The sequence below is a fragment of the Psychrobacter pygoscelis genome (assembly GCF_004335015.1).
In the GTDB taxonomy this organism is placed as follows: domain Bacteria; phylum Pseudomonadota; class Gammaproteobacteria; order Pseudomonadales; family Moraxellaceae; genus Psychrobacter; species Psychrobacter pygoscelis.
This window is the reverse complement of sequence record NZ_RQRU01000002.1, coordinates 322,196-341,220: the sequence shown is the minus strand read 5'-3', so window position 1 is coordinate 341,220 and position 19,025 is coordinate 322,196. Positions and strand designations below refer to the sequence as shown.

Below are 19,025 nucleotides of genomic sequence, written 5' to 3'. Positions count from 1 at the left end.
CATTAAGAATGAAATCATAGTTAGTCAAGGCGAGCTTAGCGGGCGAGACCTAACTGACGAAGGCGCGCCGCGTTTAAATGCACCCGTACAAAAGCGCCCACTTCTAGCTGTCCTAGCTCGAAACCGGCGACGGACCAGCGAATAAGTCGTAAACAAGGCAGTCCTACATGAGCAGTCATACGCCTTACCTGACGGTTTTTCCCTTCAAAAATAGTCAGCATCAGCCACGATGTCGGCACACTTTTACGCTCGCGGATAGGCGGATTTCGCGGCCAAAGCGGCATCGGTAGTTCGTTGTCTTCAAGGTATCTAACCATGGCAGGTAAGGTCAGGCCATCCTTTAGTAGCACACCTTGCGCCAGCTCTGAAAGCTGATCATCATTGGCGATACCCTCGACTTGCACCAAGTAAGTCTTGCCTTGCTTATTGCCGTTATTTACCTTAGGCGGGTGCGTAATAGCTCGGTTCACCCGGCCGTCGCTCGTCAATAGCAATAGCCCCTCTGAGGTGGCATCAAGTCTACCAGCCACACGCAGCGACTTATCATTAAAGTAATCAGCCAGCGTGGCAAAGTTATTATTATCATCATGGCGAAACTGACTGAGCACACCGTACGGCTTATTAAATAAAATAACATCGGACATTGTGATTAGCGCTCCTTGAGGCATCGGTAAAAGCAAATCTGAGCGCAGTCTAGCATGTCTAAAAATGGATTAATAATGAGGGCAAAAAAGAATTTACCGCCGAGCCACAAGCTGAGGCATTGAGCAATAATTTATAACTGAAAATAACCATTATCTTATAAGGGTATTTATTATATTAATACTATCACTGAGCCTATATAAAAGAAAATTACTAATTAAGCCAGTATTTTCGTTACTATATTAGTAGACAAATTTGCAATATTTTTATCCCACAATTTCTCTATTCTCTTTTCTTATTTTGCTCAGTAGTCCGAGAGCAAGGCTTGGTAGCTTGTACTTGGTAACTTGTACATTAGTCTTATCATACTGCTATAGACATAGCAGAACTATGTTGCCATATTGACATTGGTGTGTCAGACGTAATCATGCGCAGGCTCGCTATGAGGCTTAGACGATTGCGCTGGCTCTATAAACTAGCTGTCCTACAGACTGATCACGATTGTATTGATGTAAGACCATCATAAGCGCTCAACACTGCTTTGCAGACCGTAGCTGACTATAAAGACAGCTGACTACTAAAAACGGATCTCAATTAACATCATCAAGGAGTTTGATCTCATGCCCTATGACAAGGTAACTGTGCCAAGAGACGGCGAAAAAATTACAGTTAACGCTGATCTATCATTAAACGTCCCTAATCATCCGATTATTCCCTTTATTGAAGGGGACGGTATAGGTGTTGATATCACACCAGTAATGAAAAAGGTCGTTGATGCAGCTATTGATAAAGCCTACCACGGTAAAAAGTCTATCGTTTGGATGGAGGCTTACTGCGGCGAGAAGGCGTCCAAAATCTATGAAGGCGAATATATGCCAGAGGAGACGCTGGAGATATTACGCGAATACGTCATCAGTATTAAAGGTCCACTAACCACGCCAGTAGGCGGCGGCATGCGTTCATTAAATGTGGCACTACGACAAGAGCTTGATTTATATGTCTGTCAGCGTCCTGTGCGTTGGTTCGAAGGCGTGCCAAGTCCAGTCCAGCATCCTGAACTCACTGATATGGTTATCTTCCGCGAAAACTCAGAAGATATCTATGCCGGTATTGAGTGGAAAGCGGGCAGTGATGAGGCTAAAAAAGTCATTAAATTCTTAAAAGAGGAGATGGGCGTCACTAAGATTCGCTTCCCTGATGACTGTGGTATCGGTATCAAACCAGTCTCAAAAGAAGGGACGCAGCGTCTCGTGCGCAAAGCGATTCAGCATGCTATCGATAATGACTTACCAAGTGTGACTTTGGTGCACAAAGGTAACATTATGAAGTTTACTGAAGGTGCATTTAAAGACTGGGGTTATGAGCTTGCTGCCGAGCGCTTTGCTGCCCAGCTACTAGACGGTGGTCCGTGGATGACCATGAAAAACCCAAAAACGGGCAATGAGATTATCATTAAAGATGTCATCGCTGACGCCTTTTTACAGCAGATATTGATGCGCCCTGCTGAGTATTCAGTAATCGCTACCTTAAACCTAAATGGTGACTACATCTCTGATGCGCTAGCAGCAGAAGTCGGCGGTATTGGTATTGCCCCGGGTGCTAATAAAGGCGGCTCTATCGCCGTATACGAAGCCACGCATGGTACGGCGCCTAAGTACGCAGGCCAAGATAAAGTAAACCCAGGGTCGCTAATATTGTCAGCTGAAATGATGCTTCGCGATATGGGCTGGATTGAAGCGGCGGATCTGGTCATCAAGGGTATCCAAGGCGCTATTGCAAATAAGACGGTCACTTATGACTTTGAGCGTCTCATGCCAGATGCTATTCTGTTGAGTACTTCTGAGTTTGGCAAGGCGATAATCAAGCATATGGATGACTGATTATGCATTGTAGGCGAGCAATACAGTAACTCCCTTGTACTCCTAAAATTGCGGTGCAATTGTCATACGGAGCGTGGGGGAGAGTTAATAGGTGAGGATTTATGGGCAGTGATCCCAGTAGCTTCGCTGACAACTTAGCCTGCGAAGATTTTGTCATTATAGTCGTGTCATTATAGTTTAGTCATAAAAAAACACCCCAGAGGCCTCGGCCTTTGGGGTGTTTTAATTGCTAAGCAGGCTTTAAGGGTAGCCCGCCGAGCTGGATTACAAAGAAGCTAATGCTTCATTGAATAGTTTGCTTGGACGCATGACTTGCTCAGCCACTGCTGGATCAGCAAGATAGTAGCCTTTAAGGTCCACAGACTTGCCTTGAGCTTCATTAAGCTCTTTTATAATCGCCTCTTCATTGCTCTCAAGCTTCTGAGCCAGTGGGGCAAATTTATCTTTAAGCTCGCTATCTTGGTCTTGAGCAGCAAGCTCTTGGGCCCAGTACATAGCTAGATAGAAGTGGCTACCACGGTTGTCAAGTTCTCCAGTCTTGCGAGAAGGTGACTTGTTATTTAATAGTAGCTTCTCAGTCGCTTTATCTAGCGTATCAGCCAATACTTTGGCCTTAGCATTTTGGTCATTCTCTGCTAAGTGCTCCAAAGACACGGTCAACGCTAAGAACTCACCTAGTGAATCCCAACGTAAGTGGTTCTCTTCTACAAGTTGCTCGACATGCTTTGGTGCAGAGCCACCAGCGCCAGTTTCAAACAAGCCGCCACCTTTCATTAATGGTACTACTGACAGCATTTTAGCACTGGTGCCAAGCTCTAGAATCGGGAACAAGTCTGTGAGGTAATCGCGCAGGATGTTACCAGTCGCTGAGATAGTATCGAGACCACGAGCCACACGCTCTAATGTATAGCGCATCGCACGAACCTGAGACATAATCTCAATGTGTAGACCTTCGGTATCATGATCTTTTAGGTAAGTTTTGACCTTTTTGATCAGCTCATTCTCGTGAGGACGGTATGGGTCTAACCAGAAGATAACTGGAGTGTCTGACTCACGCGCACGGCGTACGGCAAGTTTTACCCAATCTTGGATAGGCTCATCTTTGACCTGACACATGCGCCAGATATCACCCTTTTCAACGCGCTGCTCAAGTAGGACTTCACCGCTATCCACATCGACGATACGTGCCATACCAGTATCGCTAGACTCAAAAGTCTTATCATGTGAGCCATACTCTTCAGCTTTTTGCGCCATCAAGCCGACGTTAGGGACAGTACCCATAGTGGTAGGATCAAAACTGCCATGCCATTTGCAGAAGTTGATCATTTCTTGATAGATACGGGCAAAGGTAGACTCTGGCATGACCGCTTTACAGTCATAAAGCTTGCCATCAGCGCCCCACATCTTGCCGCCATTTCGAATCATAGCTGGCATAGAAGCATCGACGATAATATCGCTTGGAGAGTGGAAGTTAGTGATGCCTTTAGACGAATCAACCATAGCCAGACGTGGGCGATGCTCTTGACAGGCATGCAAGTCTTGCTCAATCTCTTCACGCTGACTGGCAGGCAGTTCGGCAATTTTTTCATATAAGTTTGCCATGCCGTTATTGACATTGACACCTAGCTCATCAAAGACAGCACCGTGCTTCTCAAAAGCTTCTTTATAATAAATTCTGACCGCATGACCAAAGACGATTGGGTGAGACACCTTCATCATCGTGGCTTTGACATGCAATGAGAATAAAATTCCGGCCTCGCGGCAGTCTTCCATTTCACGCTCATAGAAGTCAAGCAGTGCTTGTTTGCGCATGAACATCAGATCGATGATTTCTTTATCAAGCAGCTTAATCTCTGGCTTTAAGACCTGAGTTTCGCCGTCATCAGTCAATAGCTCCATACGAACGGTGCGCGCTTTGTCTAAGGTCAAAGATTGCTCGCCATCATAGAAGTCGCCACTGTGCATGTGCGAGACATGCGTCTGTGACCACTGCTTCCATTCACCCATAGTGTGGGGGTACTTGCGGGCATAGTTTTTGACCGCTTTGGGCGCGCGGCGATCTGAGTTACCTTCACGCAGGACAGGGTTAACAGAGCTGCCTAGCGCTTTACCATAACGCTTACGGATTTCTTTTTCTTCATCAGATTGTGGGTCATCTGGAAAATCTGGGATGGCGTAGCCTTTACTTTGTAGCTCTTTAATCGCCGCTTTGAGCTGCTGGACTGACGCACTGATATTTGGCAGTTTGATGATATTGGTATTTGGGTCCTGCGTGAGTCTGCCCAGCTCCGCCAGATTATCAGGAACGCGTTGTTCCTCTGTTAAGTAATCAGGGAATTCAGCCAATATGCGAGCGGCAACCGAGATGTCGCTAGTCTCGACGGAGACCCCTGCAGATTTGGTAAAGGCTTGCACAATAGGCAACAATGATAGCGTTGCTAAAGCTGGTGCTTCATCAGTTTTGGTATAAATAATTTTTGACATTATAGTAGTATGTTCCTTTAGGTTAGGGTGAATATTAAGGCTTAAGTATTATGTTGGACATATAGGTCTATAAATCCATCAAAATACGACAATGTCGCTTTATACACTTATTTGCATTGTCTGCACTTGCTTGTCTTCTAGTGACTCATAGTAAATGGACGATAGTACCGATGATACTACGCAAGAATGGACCATATGGTTAGATCAAGTACAAGCTATGTAGTCTCTTAGAAATTATCAAGACGGTTTATAGCGTATCTTTTGCATACTTTTAACTTTTGTTATCAGCAAACTTACACGACTTAAAGTGGCGCATATCTCATCGGCGCAGCCTAAAAAGGACTGTCTAGAAACGAGCAGCTGGTAGCCTATTATAGTAAATCCACTATAATTTCGCTACGATGTCAATATCGGATGATGAACTAAGTATACTATTGTCGCTCATATCCTATATATCTTAATTATATTAAGCTGATAACGCGCTTATTCTACCAGTCATCAGCCGCGATATCATCTTTTCCCTCACTTTTTCTCTCTGCAGCAGTATCTTTATCTATCCTGTTCTCTTTATAGTTATGGTCTTCATGTGACGCTGCACTTACGAGCCGCCTTTTATTGAATAGGCAGCTTCAGTCGTTCTAATATCGATATTTCAAGCTCATCGGTCAGCTTGGCTTCATTGCCTTTGCTAGTGACCTGATGGTTGGCGGCTTGCTCGGACGTAGATGAAGCGCAGGCGGATAGAGCTAGACTGACCCAGCATAAAATCGATAGGGTATGGGGCGGATAAATAATAGCTGGTTTGGCAGTAGTAACAAGCTGCTGATTGGTAAATTTCGCTATAAATTACCGGGGTTATCTTTGCAAATTGTGACAGCAATAGTTGAAAGGTTTGCTAGTCTCATTGTATGGTAATTAAAAATGACTGATGTGGCGCTTATGACCTATTGCTATTCACTAACTCGGGACTTTGATTGGCAGCTTAAGTCAGACTGGCAAGTGCCTGATACACCATTTATGAGCTTTGCTTTTTGGCAGGCATTGAGTGATTCCGGCGCTATCGGCGAGGAAGCAGGGTGGCTGCTGATATTTGTAGAGGTTCATCAATCCCAAGCTCCGGAGCTACCTGTCGCGGTTATGCCGGTCTTTATTAAAGGTCATCACCGAGGCGAGTTTGTCTTTGATCATGCATGGGCTGAAGCCTATGCTCGCTATGGTGTCGACTACTATCCACGGCTGGTCACCAGCGTGCCCTTTACCCCGATTACCGGTCAGCGCTTGTGGCTGACAGCAGGGACTGAGCTGACAGCAGATATCTTAGCTGCTGCACTGTCTGGGGTAGAAAACATTGCCGCCCAAGTCAACGCCTCAAGCTGGCACGGACTATTCGTCACCGAGCAGCTAGCAATGTGCGCTCAGCGTCTCAACTCGTCCGAACATGCTGCTGAGCATCATCCTAAAGATCATTTGGGGCACGATGTTAAATTTAATTCTGCAATCAACTCTAAGCTGCCTCTTACTTTTTTGCCGCAACTGTTTGAGCGGCAGGGTTGTCAGTTTTTATGGCAAAATCAAAACCTGATGAACGACAGCAAACCCTTTGCTAATTTTGATGAGTTTTTGATGACTCTCACGGCAAAGAGGCGTAGAACCATTCGTAGTGAGCGTAAAAAAGTCGCTAAGCAGAATATTCGTTGTGAGCTAAAGACTGGTACTGAGATAACGGCGGCAGACTGGTCAGCATTCTACCAGTGTTATGTAATGACCTATGCGGTACGCGGACAAGAGCCTTATCTAAACGCTGATTTTTTTACTCAGCTAGGTCGCACAATGTCAGAACATCTTATGCTGGCGCAAGCTTTGGACGACACTGGTGCAATTATCGCCAGTAGTTTGTTTGTGTATGACGAGCCGAATAGTCTAAACTCAACGCTTTATGGTCGCTATTGGGGCGCGCTAGATGACTATGATAGCCTGCATTTTGAGCTGTGCTATTATCAAGGGATTGAGTTTGCGATAGAAAAGGGACTGGATTATTTTGACCCCGGTACCCAAGGCGAGCATAAACTCATCCGCGGCTTTGTCCCGACAGTGACGCATTCATTGCACCGAATCTATGATCCGCGCTTTGCGCCCGCAATAGGTGACTTTTGCCAGCGTGATATAGAGCATATGCGCCACTATCGGCAGCAAGCGCATGAGGCATTGCCATTTAATGCGGATAATATGCCGACATTTAAGGGCTAATACTTAAAGCCCCAACGGTTGAAGCTAGTATAGTCTTTATAAGCTAGTATAGTCTTTATAAGTCAGCTGCGGACACGGTAAGTTATAACAATGATAATCAAGCGTCCTATGATGACCCATTTGTACCAGCAGTGTGGTGCAAATAGGGTCAATATGGTGAATCTGAGCGAGCAAGCTAAGAAGCGTTTTGAGTTGCCAGCGGCCCTGCGCTACTGGCTGCTTTGTGGCGGCTCTCTTACTGCTTTACTAGAGAGTAAAGCAGGTCAGCCATTAAGGGTTGAGCGTAGCTTTGAGGGTTACCGGCCATTGACACTTCTACAAAAGCGCCAGCTTGGCTATCGAGGGTCTAAATTGAATCGGCCGATGCAAGCTTGGGTACGTGAAGTGCTGCTGTATGGTGATAATGAAGCGCCATGGATTGCAGCGCAGAGCCTATTTCCTGTACCCAGCCTTCGCGGTGAGGCAAGGCGCTTACAACAGCTGAAAGGCACACCGATTGGCTACGTGCTGTTTAAGCGGCAGCGTACTTTGCCCAATCAGCGTTGGATTCGGATGACTAGTGAAGGCTGGCAGCGACAAACGCGGTATGACTGGCACAAGCGGCCTATTTTAATAAGTGAAACCTTTTTGCCGGCATTTTTAATCGCGTGAAATATATTGCTAGGGCGTGTTCTCAATTGGCGCATGAGGCTTAAAATGAGACAGATTTTTGTCAATGAAAGGAAATTTTGTAGAGAATATAGATATATTGTCTACAAATTTGCAAAAATTGATGGGAATATAACCTTTTTAAGTCCATCAAACGTCAGTTTCGGTAAATGAGGTCACACCCTAGTATTCAGCTTGCTGTAAAAGCCTAAAGTCGTTCATAGATCAAGCGCCGTTTATCAGAAAAACGCTTGTTGAGAATTTTGCTGATATGGTATAACTATAAACCCAACAACATTTAATTTAATACAATCTAATAAGTTAACTTTTTAATCGGTGATAGCTGGTCTGCGATTGCTAGCGGATGTCTGCTAATCCATTGTTGAAAGATAGCTTACATGACTAGGAATCTACTATGTCTATCTCAATCGATAACTTTATCCCACAGCCTTTAAAGCTAGCTGGATTAATGGCGCTTACCTCGATGGCCCTAAGTTTACCCCTTAGCGCCAACGCTGGGTTTTTGGATAGTCTGTATAACGCGCAAAACTCAATTCGCTCTATTGGCCAAACGGCAGATACCATTCGAGGAAGTAAACGTGCGGTAGAGGGCTTGGGGGAAGAAGTCGGCATCACAGCTCAACCTAAATCTAATGCTGCTACTGTTCAGGGTGCGGTAGTGACAACGGGACAGGTAGTAACTGGCGCTGTCTTAATTGGTAAGCTAAAAAATACCAGCTTATATTCTATGCCAGATAAGACCTCAAGCCCAGTTGCCAGCTTGAGCAAGCAAGACATTATGATCTACATGGGTACTGAGCAAAATGGCTATTACCATGTACAAAGTGATAAGGGTGAGGGCTGGGTTGCTAAGCCATTAGTCGCTGTTCAATAGTTAACCCATAGCGGGAGCTGGATATTAGCTGAGTAATGACGTTTTGCACATTATCCACAATAATAGCGCTAATAAGCCAGCTGGTCGCTGAATTATACTGACCTTGCTACCTTAAAAAGAGTCATCTTAGCATGACTCTTTTTTGCCATGTGGCGGGTGGATTTCATGTTACACTTAAGCTTTAGCTGACCTTATTAAGGCGAATTATCGCTTTGATAACGCTATAATAAAGCGCCAATAGAGTTTGATAAAGTTCAAGCTATTGAGTAACTTTATTTATAAGACTCTTTCCATAAGCCCTTTTTGCTAGACACTTTTTAGACCAATAGGACTCAACCATGTTTAAAGATATCTCTATTAAGGATTTTGATCCAGATCTATATGAAGCAATGACCGCTGAGAGCAGCCGTCAAGAGTCACATATCGAGCTGATCGCCTCAGAGAACTACTGCTCGCAGGCCGTAATGGAAGCGCAAGGTAGTGATCTAACCAATAAATACGCGGAAGGTTATCCAGGTAAGCGCTACTATGGCGGCTGTGAGCATGTTGATGTAATCGAGCAGCTGGCTATCGACCGTGCCAAAGAGCTATTCGGTGCTGAGTACGCTAACGTCCAGCCACATGCCGGCTCACAAGCCAACTCAGCAGTATTCTTAGCTTTATTAGACGCTAACGATACGGTACTGGGTATGAGCTTGGATGCAGGTGGTCACTTGACTCACGGCGCGCATGTCAACTTCTCAGGTATCAATTATAAAGCGGTGCAGTATGGTCTTAATAACGAGACTGGCGAGATCGACTATGAGCAAGTAGAAAGCCTAGCGCGCGAGCACAAGCCAAAGATGATCATCGCTGGTTTCTCGGCTTACTCACAAGTCGTCGATTGGGCGCGATTCCGCAAAATCGCTGATGAAATCGGCGCGTATCTGTTCGTCGACATGGCCCATGTCGCAGGTCTGGTCGCAGGTGGCGTCTATCCTAGCCCAGTACCTTTCGCTGACGTCGTTACCACCACTACGCATAAAACCTTGCGCGGTCCACGCTCTGGTCTGATTTTGTCGCGTGATGACAAGCTGGCTAAAAAGCTGAACTCTGCTGTCTTCCCAGGTAACCAAGGTGGTCCATTGATGCATGCCATCGCTGCCAAAGCTGTCTGCTTTAAAGAAGCCTTGCAAGATGACTTTAAGGCTTATCAGCAGCAAGTGGTGAAAAATGCCAAAGCTATGGCAGAAGTTATTCAAGATCGTGGTTATGACGTCGTCTCTGGCGGCACTGAAAACCATCTCATGCTAATCAGCTTAATCAAGCAAGAAATGACCGGTAAAGAAGCGGACAAATGGCTTGGCGATGCTTACATCACCGTTAATAAAAACGCCGTGCCTAACGATCCAAAATCACCGTTTGTGACCTCTGGTATCCGTATCGGTACTGCTGCTACGACCACTCGTGGCTTTAAAGAAGACGACTCACGCGAACTAGCGGGTTGGATCTGTGACGTTCTCGATAGCCGTGGTGATGAAAAAGTTATCGAAGAGACTCGTGAAAAGGTCAAAGCTATCTGCAAAAAACTGCCTGTTTATGCTAAAAATCAATAAGGTTTGATTTTATTAAACCATTTAAGTTTTTAGAGAACGTTTTTAGAGAACTTTGATTAGATCAATAAAAAACCGCCTAGCAACTGCTAGGCGGTTTTTTGTTGGTCTAGCCAGTAAATTTATCCCAGTGATGGCTCTATGTAGATGGTTCTATGTACCAGTTTTAAATAGATTGACTATATCAAGTGCCTGCTTTTTATAATTTTCAATAAGAAAATGTATGTAGAGAGGCTCTACATGTATCGCTGGTCAAACTCTAATTAATTAAGCTAGATGTAATACACAATTACTGGGTAAAAAAATCTTGCGAGTTGTACGCAAAGGCCATAAAAATCTTTCTCAGTCGGACTGTGGGGGTCTTAAAGTGACCTAGCCACCAAGTTGATTTAGCCCTAAGGCCAAGATTAAGCCGATGGCAGTACTAATTCCGGCCCAGTGGTTGCCTTCTTTAAAGGCTTGAGGAAAGATTTCAGTAGCGAGCGAGGCGATGACTGCACCAGCAGCGAAGCAATCTATCCAACTCAATATCGACTTTGGCACGCCGCTGAGTAGCATCTTGCCTGCTATCGCAGCGACGGACAGCAACACAGCGGCGCCTATCCAAAGCATGAGTATTTTTTTATTGCTACTACCGCTTTCTTTCATTTGCTTAGCGCCGCCGGCAGCTTCAGGTAGGTTAGATAACAAAATGGAGCCAGCCAATGCGGCAACCTGCATAGCGTTACCGCTGATTAATGACACGCCAAGTGCTAAGTTTTCGGGGATGCCATCAAGAGTAATGGCTGCTAAGAGACCGCCACCACCTTCGCTATCGAGCTTTTCATCAATCAGATAGTCAATGCCCGTAAAGACCGCAGCACCAAGCATGGTAAAAGCGATGGTAGACCATAAGCCTGCATGCGACAACGCCGGCTGAATCATCTCCAAAACGACAGAGAGCATCAATGCACCGCCAGCGATAGCCAATAAATTACCTTGAAGCCAACTTGGTAGCGAGCCATAGATACCCCAGAGCGCCCCTACAATTAGTGCTCCCGATACCACTAGAATAATCAAAAACACCATCATAATATTATGAGTCCATTGTAGTTATAAGAGTATTATAGTCGGCCCACAATAAAACTGTTATGGTGTCATCCTCACTAACCATACTACTGTATAGCCTGCGCTCGGATTCCTTGTACCAACATTATTATGGATTGGCTATAGCTTAACAAAAGTTTTGTTCTGGTATCGTTATTACTTGGTGTTAATTGGGCTAGAATAAAAAAACGCCAGCGATGTGCTGACGTTCATTGTAAAGGTAAACTCAGAGTAGAGGTTAGCGAGTAGTGAGGGTTGCCACTTATCGCACAGCGTAAGCATGGGGTCAGCCACGCACCTCACCATGACCGTAGACAATCCACTTCTGAGACGTTAAACCATTAAGACCAACAGGGCCACGGGCATGAATCTTGTCTGTAGAGATGCCTATTTCGGCGCCAAGGCCATACTCAAAGCCATCGGCAAAGCGGCTTGAGGCATTAATCATAACGCTAGAGGAGTCAACCTCACGCAAAAAGCGCTGAGACTTGCTGTAGTTATCGGTAATGATAACGTCGGTATGGTGACTGCCATGAGTGTTAATATGGCTTATCGCCTCATCGATACCGTCTACTACCTTAATGGCGAGGATAGGGGCCAGATATTCAGTATCCCAGTCGCTCTCGGTGGCATCGCTTAGGTGCGATTTAAGAGCGGCATCAGTGGATAGGAGCGATTTGGACTTGCTATCAACACGCAGCTGCATCGCGTCATCAGCGTCTACTATCGCAGCAGCTATCTTTGGCAGTAGCGTCTCGGCCACCGCTTGATCGATCAGTAGTGTCTCCATAGTGTTACAGGTGCCGTAGCGATGCGTCTTGGCGTTTACGCTGACCTTGATAGCGATTTCGGGGTCGGCATCGGCATCGATATAGGTGTGACAATTGCCATCTAAATGCTTGATAACGGGTACTCGGGCATCACGGCTGATGCGCTCAATCAGCCCTTTACCACCACGCGGAACAATGACGTCGACATAGTCGGTCATGGTAATCAGCTCGCCTACCGCAGCGCGATCAGTCGTCTGCAGCACTTGGACCGCATACTCGGGTAACCCCGCGCACTGTAAGCCTTTTAAGATGCAGCGAGCAATAGCCTGATTGGATTCAAAGGCTTCAGAGCCGCCACGTAGAATGATGGCATTGCCAGACTTCAAGGCCAGTGAAGCCGCCTCCAAGGTAACGTTAGGGCGCGACTCATAGATCATACCGACCACGCCGAGCGGCACACGCATCTTACCCAGCTGGATGCCAGAGGGGCGATAGGTCATATCGGTGACTTCACCGATTGGGTCTGGCAGAGCCGCCACGTCCTTTAGCCCTTGTAGCATCCCTTCAAAGCGCGCGTCATTAAGCTCTAAGCGGTCAAGAAGTGCGGCCTCAAGATCGTTCTTTGTGCCTTTGTCCATATCGATTTTATTGGCCGCTAAGATTGCCTCTTTTTCACTAACTAGGGCATCATGAATGGCCAGTAAAGCAGCGTTTTTTGTGCCAGTATTGGCGGCAGCTAGCAATCGTGAGGCTTCTTTAGCTTGCTTGCCAACTTGCTGCATATAAGTGGGGATATCGTTGATTTGCTCAGTAGTCATTATTGATACTCCTTAAGTTAAGAATACGTTCAGCTTAAAGCCAATATTAAACCTTACCTTTAATGATAACGTAGTGCTAATTTGGGACCTTGTATAATAGGAGGTATAAAACTGGATGGTCCTAAATTAAGTCAAACTGCGTAGCGGTTTGTTTTATAAGATCCTGTCACGCGCGCTGCACTGACTCAGTGGTAGTGAATAATTGATTAGTAAGGTTAAGATGTCATTAACATAGAGTAGATACTGGCTAGAGTAAAGGGCAAATTTATCTGATTAACCATAATTAGATACCTAAAAATAGCTGCCAGACACCTTATAGTGAGTCTGTCTCGACCTCACGCGCGGCTGGTAATGACAGTTACGCTTTTTAACAAAGAGATTGGATAATAGTTAACGCTCCAGCATCACTAATGGAGTAAACTAGAAGCACTGACAGTAGGCTTTAGGAGCCAATTGCATCAGAACTCTAATAATTAGAAGGTATTGAATATGAATCTATCAATGTTCTCTCTTAGCAAAAAAGCCATGTTTGTCCCTATGCTCGCCTCCGCTCTATTACTCGGCGCTTGCGCTGATAAAGAAGCCGCAACCAACGATGCGGCTCCGGCAGATACTACAGTCGATGCTCAAGCCCCTGTTGAGCAGGCAGCCACTGATGTAGATACTACTGCGACCACAGATATTGATCCTGCAACGACCGATGTAGCTGGTACTGACACAGCTCAAGACGGTGATCTTGTTGACATTGAGCAGCAAGACATGCCAACGACTGATGTCGCTACTGACGGTGCGGTTGTTGAAACACCTGATGCCGTAACCACTGATGATGTTGGTTCTAGTAATGGTGATGCCGTGTTAGATGGTACTGAGCAAGAAGAACACGTTTCAACAAATTAATAGAGACTAGAGTTAGTAGAGACTATTGGTCAAAGCCAGTGGCTTAATGTCGTTAGCTTAAGAACTGATCAGTTGCAATAGGCCCTAATAGCTGTCATTAAAACCGAGACCTCTGAGCTCGGTTTTTTGCATTTTTGCTAAAGTCAATTTATAGCCTTCACTACTTAAGTCTTCATATAGGCGCTGCTATAGCATAGCCCGTAGTTTAAAGTGGCTTTGCTCTAGAGAAAATTTGCCTTTTTACGTCTATTTAAGAGACAATATGGCACTTTAATACGTATATAATAGTCGCAGCTTGTATCTTGATCATCATAACGACTATTGATAAATCCCGTAATTACGGCATGTTAACTCTCTAATAGATATCTAGCTAGCCAATGGCCATCTGAGCTGGGCAAGACTAAATCACCTTTTATAATGGAAACTACCTTCACCATGTCCGATTCTGCTAATCGTCCGGTTGCCTTAACGCTTGAAAATATTCACAAAAGCTATGGATCGCTTGAAGTTTTAAAAGGGGTGTCACTGACCGCTTATGATGGCGACGTCATCTCTATCTTAGGCTCATCAGGATCTGGCAAGTCCACACTGCTGCGCTGTGTCAACTTATTAGAAAAACCTAATCAAGGTACCATCATGGTGGGTGATGAAAAGCTACTGTTAAAGCCTGGCAAGTCAGGCGAGCTACAAGCGGTCAGTAACCGCCAGCTTGAGCAGCTACGGGCGCGGGTAGGGTTTGTCTTTCAGAATTTCAACTTATGGCCACACCGCACTATCATTCAAAACATCACTGAGGGACCGACCCAAGTTCTGAAAATCAAAAAAGATCAGGCCATTAGTGAAGCCGAGCAGCTGCTGGATAAAGTGGGCTTGTTAGATAAAAAAGATGCCTATCCGGCTAACTTATCAGGTGGTCAGCGCCAGCGCGTTGCTATTGCGCGGGCGCTGGCTATGCGGCCGCGAGTACTATTGTTTGATGAGCCAACCTCGGCGCTTGATCCAGAGCTGGTCAATGAAGTGCTGGCGGTCATGCACGAGTTAGCAGAAGAGGGACGTACCATGCTTATCGTCACCCACGAGATGCGCTTTGCCCGTGAAGTCTCAAGTCAAGTGGTGTTCCTGCATCAAGGCCGTATCGAAGAGATAGGTAGCCCAGAGCAAGTATTTGATAATCCAAAGTCTGAGCGCGTACGTGACTTTATGTCGTCACACCGCTAGTTAATTTGCGAGATTAGGGTTAATTGGTATCTAGTATAGCCTATATATTTTTGAGCGGCCATAATGAGCAAGGCTGAGGGCATTATTGCAGCCAGCCCCCCAGCTTAGACCGCTTTATTGAAGTTTAGATAAGTTAAGAGACAGCATCGTTATGCTGTCTTTTTTGCTATAAGCCTGCAGAGTGTTAGCCACAACCAAGTGAATGAGCGGCAGTAATCAACGTCTCTGTCCCCTTATCAGGCTTATCTTATCACCGCTTGCCTCTACAAAATTCTCATGACAATAGAATGACAGCTAACACTTAAAGCGTTTGTTTTTGATAATCAGCTCAGGTATTATCACTTTGATTACATATTGCAACGCTTCGTTAGTAATCGTTATCCTCATGTTCGCTATAAATAACTGAGGGTCGACGTAGCTAGCCGCATTTAAGGAACGAAATATGCTAACTTCACGACTGCTTTGGTCTACTTTATCACTATCGGCGGCGCTTGCTCTTAGCGCTTGTAACTCCTCTACGACGGACGCTCCTGATACCGACGCTGATGCTGCAACGACTGATGCTAGCGCAAAAGTCATTCGCATTGCTACTGAGGGCGCGTACCCTCCTTTTAACTATACCAACTCTGATGGCAGTCTTGGCGGCTTTGACGTAGAAGTGGCTCAGGCGCTTTGTGATCAGATGCAGGCTAAGTGTGATATTGTCGCTCAAGATTGGGACGGTATCATTCCTGGGCTACTTGCGAAGAAATATGACGCTGTCGTCGCTGGTATGTCTATCACCCCAGAACGTCAAGAAAAAGTAGACTTTACCGAGCCATACTTCACCAACACGATGGTGTGGCTAGCGCCTACTGATAGTAAATTTGATCCTAATAATGTCGCAGATGTAAAGCTTGGTGGTCAACGCTCGACGACCCCTGGCGCTTATCTACAAGACAACTATGAAGGCAAAAATGGCACGATTGTCCAGCTATATGATAGTTATGATAATGCCTACCTTGATCTAAAGTCCGATCGTAGCGATGCGGTACTAGCCGAAAAAGTATCCGCCGTCGAATGGCTGAAAGATAACCGTGAAGGCTTCGCTATCGTGGGTGATGAGATTGATAACGATGATAAGATCGCTATTGCTGTACGCAAAGGTGATCCACTAAAAGACGAGTTTAACCAAGCACTAACACAGATCCGTGACAATGGTAAGTTGGCTGAGCTTGAGCAAGCAAACTTTGGTCAATAGCTGTAATTAGAAGAAAGCTGCAAGAGGCGACTGCAAAAAGGCGATAATAAAATAGAATTGCTCCTATTTTAAGACATTTATAGTTGAGTCGTTTGCTATCAGCCGCTTGTTATTGAACCAACCTTTATTAAATTAGCATTACGGTTAAATATATTAAGGAAATTAATAATGACCACATTATCTATGTCAATGAAATCAGTTATGCTTGCCTCGCTTGGTGCCTCTGTCTTAATGCTAGGTGGCTGTAATAAGCAAGCAGCAAATGAAGAGTCAACCGCGGTAGAGGGCGCAGCCAATGACACAGCCGCTCTTGATATCAAAATCGCGACTGAATCGAGCTACAGACCATTTAGCTATACCGATGCTAATGGTAAGCTAGTCGGCTATGAGATCGACCTAGCCAATGCCCTTTGTGAGCAGATGAAGGCCAATTGTGAGATTATCTCACAAGATTGGGATGGTCTGATTCCGGGGCTAAATGCTAAGAAGTTCGATGCTATTATCGCCGGTATGTCGATCACCCCTGAGCGTCAAGAAGTGGTCGAATTCTCTGACCCTTACTTCCACAGTGGTATTATCTTGATCGGTAAAAAAGGTGATGACATTAGCATTGATGGCCTAAAAGGTATGCCAGTGGCTTCGCAGCGTTCAACGGTTTCATCACAGTATCTACAAGACAGTCATCCTGAAGCGGATATCAAGCTTTATGACACCCAAGACAATGCTTACCTTGACTTAACTTCTGGTCGTGTGCGGGCCATGATGTCAGATAAAGTGACAGGCATTGACTGGCTGAAGACCGAAGCCGGACAAGGCTACGAAGTCAAAGGCGCTGAGATTAGCTCAGCAAATGGCGATGCTATGGGTATTGCCTTTAGAAAAGGTGACCCTTTAGTCGCTAAATTTAATGCTGCGCTTAGTGAGCTAAAAGCCAGTGGTAAATATGATGAAATCACTGACAGCTACTTCGGTACCAGTAGCACTGCTGCTGCGCAATCGGCTGCCAACACTAGCGCTGCTACTGACGCAGTAGATCAAGTGGTGGTTGTAGAAGGCGAGGATGCTGATATCGATGGCAATGAGCTTGTCGCTGCTGAAGAGCAAGTAGAAGCGGCAAACTAATGGCTCTTTAGCCCAAGCGCTCAATGGCTACTACACCCCGAATTATAACGGGTCTATGAGTGTGTCTAACCCAAGTAAAGGTTTTCCTGCTTTTACTTGGGTTTTTTAATGGCTTTTAGATGGCATTGAGTATTCTCTAATTAAAATCAACGCAGCGAGTATGAGCAAAGCAAAGCTCACCTGACATGGGATATCTCGCAGGATGCTACTTCAGGCCAGTATCGCCTTTATCATCATGGGACTTATAAAAGGATATTAGTGTCAAGCTTATCCCTTTTCAGGGCTATAGCCAGACTTTTGATGTCCTTTAAAGCGTGCAACAGGGCTGAGCCGCTTGTTAACGATGACTACTTATAGATGAATGCTCAATAAACTATTGCTGCACAAATTCAGTATCTAGATTGGAGCAAGCAAAATAAGATTGCTATTAACCCCTCGATTGTCATCTATGCTAAAATCACGGGTCATTTCGATTCAGCCAGTTATCTTAGAGATATCAGTCAAGAATTTGGTTAGTAGTCTCACTATGATGAACCCATGATTAAATCGTGAGTAGCAGCCAGTCGCTGCAAGGTCATAAAAGTCGATATAATAGCAAGTGATTGCTAGCGGCACTTTTATAGCAGTAGTGGCTAACTAGCGACAGTTTTAATCAACGACTATAGTTTTGATTAACGACCAATAGAGGCACAGGAGCTTGAGCCTGTTGTGCCATAACCATGATAGCTAAGATAGCCTTAATTAACATTGAGTAGATAACCGTGTTTGATTTACAAGGCTTTGGTGCCTTACTACTAAGCGGCGCTGTCGTGACCATCAAGCTTGCTTTGACCAGTCTCGCCTTTGGTATGGTGCTAGGTCTACTTGGGGCGACTGCCAAACTGTCCAAAATCTGGATTCTGCGTAAGATTGCGACCATCTATACCGCCACCATGCGCGGCATTCCTGAGCTGCTACTGGTCTTATTTATCTATTATGGCGGCTCCATATTGCTCATGAGCATTTTGGCGTACTTTGGCTATAATGATTACGTCGAGATTAGTGCATTTTGGGGTGGGGTGATGGCCCTGTCTATCGCTTTTGGTGCCTATGCGACCGAAATATTTCGAATGTCGATCCAAGAGATCCCTGCTGGGCAAAGAGAAGCTGCCGAAGCTATTGGTATGCGTCCCTTTCAGACTTTCTATCGAATCATCCTACCGCAAGTTTGGCAGATTGCTCTACCCGGTCTTGGTAATTTATTTTTGGTGCTACTAAAAGATACCGCGTTGGTCTCTGTGGTGGGTCTTAAAGATATTATGTATCAGTCCTCACGGGCAGCGCAGTCTACCCAGCAGCCGTTTACCTTTTATATGGCAGCGGCCATCATATACTTAGGGCTTACGGTGCTGATCACAGGCTTTATGATGTGGCTTGAGTGGCGAGCCAATCCAGCCGCTCGCTATTCCAAAAAACTTAACCGTCAAACGACATCAGGGTAGGGGGA

General features: G+C 45.4%; 14 protein-coding genes and 1 pseudogene. 11 read left to right on the top strand and 4 right to left on the bottom strand.

The genetic code is table 11. The features are described from left to right. Positions 1-35: 35 nt before the first annotated feature. Positions 36-644 carry a pseudouridine synthase gene (locus EGV92_RS06210; RefSeq protein WP_423227894.1) on the bottom strand — a complete coding sequence of 203 codons (609 nt, stop codon included), beginning with the start codon at positions 642-644 and terminating at the stop codon, positions 36-38. A 618-nt stretch (positions 645-1,262) separates the two neighbouring features. Between EGV92_RS06210 and icd the strand changes: the two genes are divergently transcribed. After that, positions 1,263-2,522, top strand: coding sequence for an NADP-dependent isocitrate dehydrogenase (gene icd / locus EGV92_RS06205; RefSeq protein WP_131668364.1), 1,260 nt, complete (start codon positions 1,263-1,265; stop codon positions 2,520-2,522). 264 nt (positions 2,523-2,786) lie between these two features. On the opposite strand, the gene EGV92_RS06200 is transcribed toward icd, so the two are convergent. Further along, positions 2,787-5,006, bottom strand: a complete 2,220-nt coding sequence (locus EGV92_RS06200; protein WP_131668363.1) for an NADP-dependent isocitrate dehydrogenase — start codon at positions 5,004-5,006, stop codon at positions 2,787-2,789. A gap of 939 nt (positions 5,007-5,945) precedes the next feature. On the opposite strand from EGV92_RS06200, the gene EGV92_RS06195 reads away from it, so the two are divergent. From EGV92_RS06195 to glyA, 4 genes are all read left to right on the top strand, one after another. Continuing rightward, positions 5,946-7,253 (top strand): GNAT family N-acetyltransferase, encoded by a 1,308-nt coding sequence (locus EGV92_RS06195; RefSeq protein WP_131668779.1) that lies wholly within the window; start codon positions 5,946-5,948, stop codon positions 7,251-7,253. Between the two features lie 153 nt (positions 7,254-7,406). Further along, a complete protein-coding gene (locus tag EGV92_RS06190) occupies positions 7,407-7,904 on the top strand; it encodes a chorismate--pyruvate lyase family protein (RefSeq protein WP_131668778.1) in 498 nt (165 codons plus the stop codon). Between the two features lie 412 nt (positions 7,905-8,316). Beyond that, a complete protein-coding gene (locus tag EGV92_RS06185; protein WP_131668362.1) occupies positions 8,317-8,796 on the top strand; it encodes an SH3 domain-containing protein in 480 nt (159 codons plus the stop codon). Positions 8,797-9,134: 338 nt separating this feature from the next. After that, positions 9,135-10,391 (top strand): serine hydroxymethyltransferase, encoded by a 1,257-nt coding sequence (glyA, locus tag EGV92_RS06180; protein ID WP_131668361.1) that lies wholly within the window; start codon positions 9,135-9,137, stop codon positions 10,389-10,391. A 369-nt stretch (positions 10,392-10,760) separates the two neighbouring features. Here glyA and EGV92_RS06175 read toward each other — a convergent pair whose 3' ends face one another. Together EGV92_RS06175 and EGV92_RS06170 are read right to left on the bottom strand one after the other, a co-directional pair. After that, positions 10,761-11,459 (bottom strand): ZIP family metal transporter, encoded by a 699-nt coding sequence (locus tag EGV92_RS06175; RefSeq protein ID WP_131668360.1) that lies wholly within the window; start codon positions 11,457-11,459, stop codon positions 10,761-10,763. A gap of 301 nt (positions 11,460-11,760) precedes the next feature. Further along, positions 11,761-13,062, bottom strand: coding sequence for a glutamate-5-semialdehyde dehydrogenase (locus EGV92_RS06170; protein WP_131668359.1), 1,302 nt, complete (start codon positions 13,060-13,062; stop codon positions 11,761-11,763). Positions 13,063-13,551: 489 nt separating this feature from the next. On the opposite strand from EGV92_RS06170, the gene EGV92_RS06165 reads away from it, so the two are divergent. The 6 genes and pseudogenes from EGV92_RS06165 to EGV92_RS06140 all read left to right on the top strand — a co-directional run bounded on the left by EGV92_RS06165 (position 13,552) and on the right by EGV92_RS06140 (position 19,020). Continuing rightward, entirely contained in the window at positions 13,552-13,959 is a 408-nt protein-coding gene (locus tag EGV92_RS06165) for a hypothetical protein (protein WP_131668358.1), read from the top strand. A 435-nt stretch (positions 13,960-14,394) separates the two neighbouring features. After that, positions 14,395-15,177, top strand: coding sequence for an ABC transporter ATP-binding protein (locus EGV92_RS06160; protein WP_131668357.1), 783 nt, complete (start codon positions 14,395-14,397; stop codon positions 15,175-15,177). A gap of 442 nt (positions 15,178-15,619) precedes the next feature. After that, complete coding sequence (locus EGV92_RS06155; RefSeq protein ID WP_131668356.1) at positions 15,620-16,417, top strand: transporter substrate-binding domain-containing protein; 798 nt, start codon at positions 15,620-15,622, stop codon at positions 16,415-16,417. A 168-nt stretch (positions 16,418-16,585) separates the two neighbouring features. Beyond that, a complete protein-coding gene (locus EGV92_RS06150; RefSeq protein ID WP_242678636.1) occupies positions 16,586-17,539 on the top strand; it encodes a transporter substrate-binding domain-containing protein in 954 nt (317 codons plus the stop codon). Positions 17,540-17,707: 168 nt separating this feature from the next. Next, positions 17,708-17,896: pseudogene (locus EGV92_RS14345) on the top strand (hypothetical protein); the annotation flags it as partial. A 404-nt stretch (positions 17,897-18,300) separates the two neighbouring features. Then, positions 18,301-19,020 (top strand): ABC transporter permease, encoded by a 720-nt coding sequence (locus tag EGV92_RS06140; RefSeq protein ID WP_131668355.1) that lies wholly within the window; start codon positions 18,301-18,303, stop codon positions 19,018-19,020. Positions 19,021-19,025: the final 5 nt, after the last annotated feature.

What these genes read in the sequence shown, in the direction of transcription:
- EGV92_RS06160 (WP_131668357.1), top strand. Translation starts at nt 14,395, where the DNA reads ATGTCCGATTCTGCTAATCGTCCGGTTGCCTTAACGCTTGAAAATATT.
- icd (WP_131668364.1), top strand. Translation starts at nt 1,263, where the DNA reads ATGCCCTATGACAAGGTAACTGTGCCAAGAGACGGCGAAAAAATTACA.
- EGV92_RS06185 (WP_131668362.1), top strand. Translation starts at nt 8,317, where the DNA reads ATGTCTATCTCAATCGATAACTTTATCCCACAGCCTTTAAAGCTAGCT.
- glyA (WP_131668361.1), top strand. Translation starts at nt 9,135, where the DNA reads ATGTTTAAAGATATCTCTATTAAGGATTTTGATCCAGATCTATATGAA.
- EGV92_RS06210 (WP_423227894.1), bottom strand. Translation starts at nt 644, where the DNA reads ATGTCCGATGTTATTTTATTTAATAAGCCGTACGGTGTGCTCAGTCAG.
- EGV92_RS06155 (WP_131668356.1), top strand. Translation starts at nt 15,620, where the DNA reads ATGCTAACTTCACGACTGCTTTGGTCTACTTTATCACTATCGGCGGCG.
- EGV92_RS06195 (WP_131668779.1), top strand. Translation starts at nt 5,946, where the DNA reads ATGACCTATTGCTATTCACTAACTCGGGACTTTGATTGGCAGCTTAAG.
- EGV92_RS06190 (WP_131668778.1), top strand. Translation starts at nt 7,407, where the DNA reads ATGGTGAATCTGAGCGAGCAAGCTAAGAAGCGTTTTGAGTTGCCAGCG.
- EGV92_RS06175 (WP_131668360.1), bottom strand. Translation starts at nt 11,459, where the DNA reads ATGATGGTGTTTTTGATTATTCTAGTGGTATCGGGAGCACTAATTGTA.
- EGV92_RS06150 (WP_242678636.1), top strand. Translation starts at nt 16,586, where the DNA reads ATGACCACATTATCTATGTCAATGAAATCAGTTATGCTTGCCTCGCTT.
- EGV92_RS06200 (WP_131668363.1), bottom strand. Translation starts at nt 5,006, where the DNA reads ATGTCAAAAATTATTTATACCAAAACTGATGAAGCACCAGCTTTAGCA.
- EGV92_RS06170 (WP_131668359.1), bottom strand. Translation starts at nt 13,062, where the DNA reads ATGACTACTGAGCAAATCAACGATATCCCCACTTATATGCAGCAAGTT.
- EGV92_RS06165 (WP_131668358.1), top strand. Translation starts at nt 13,552, where the DNA reads ATGAATCTATCAATGTTCTCTCTTAGCAAAAAAGCCATGTTTGTCCCT.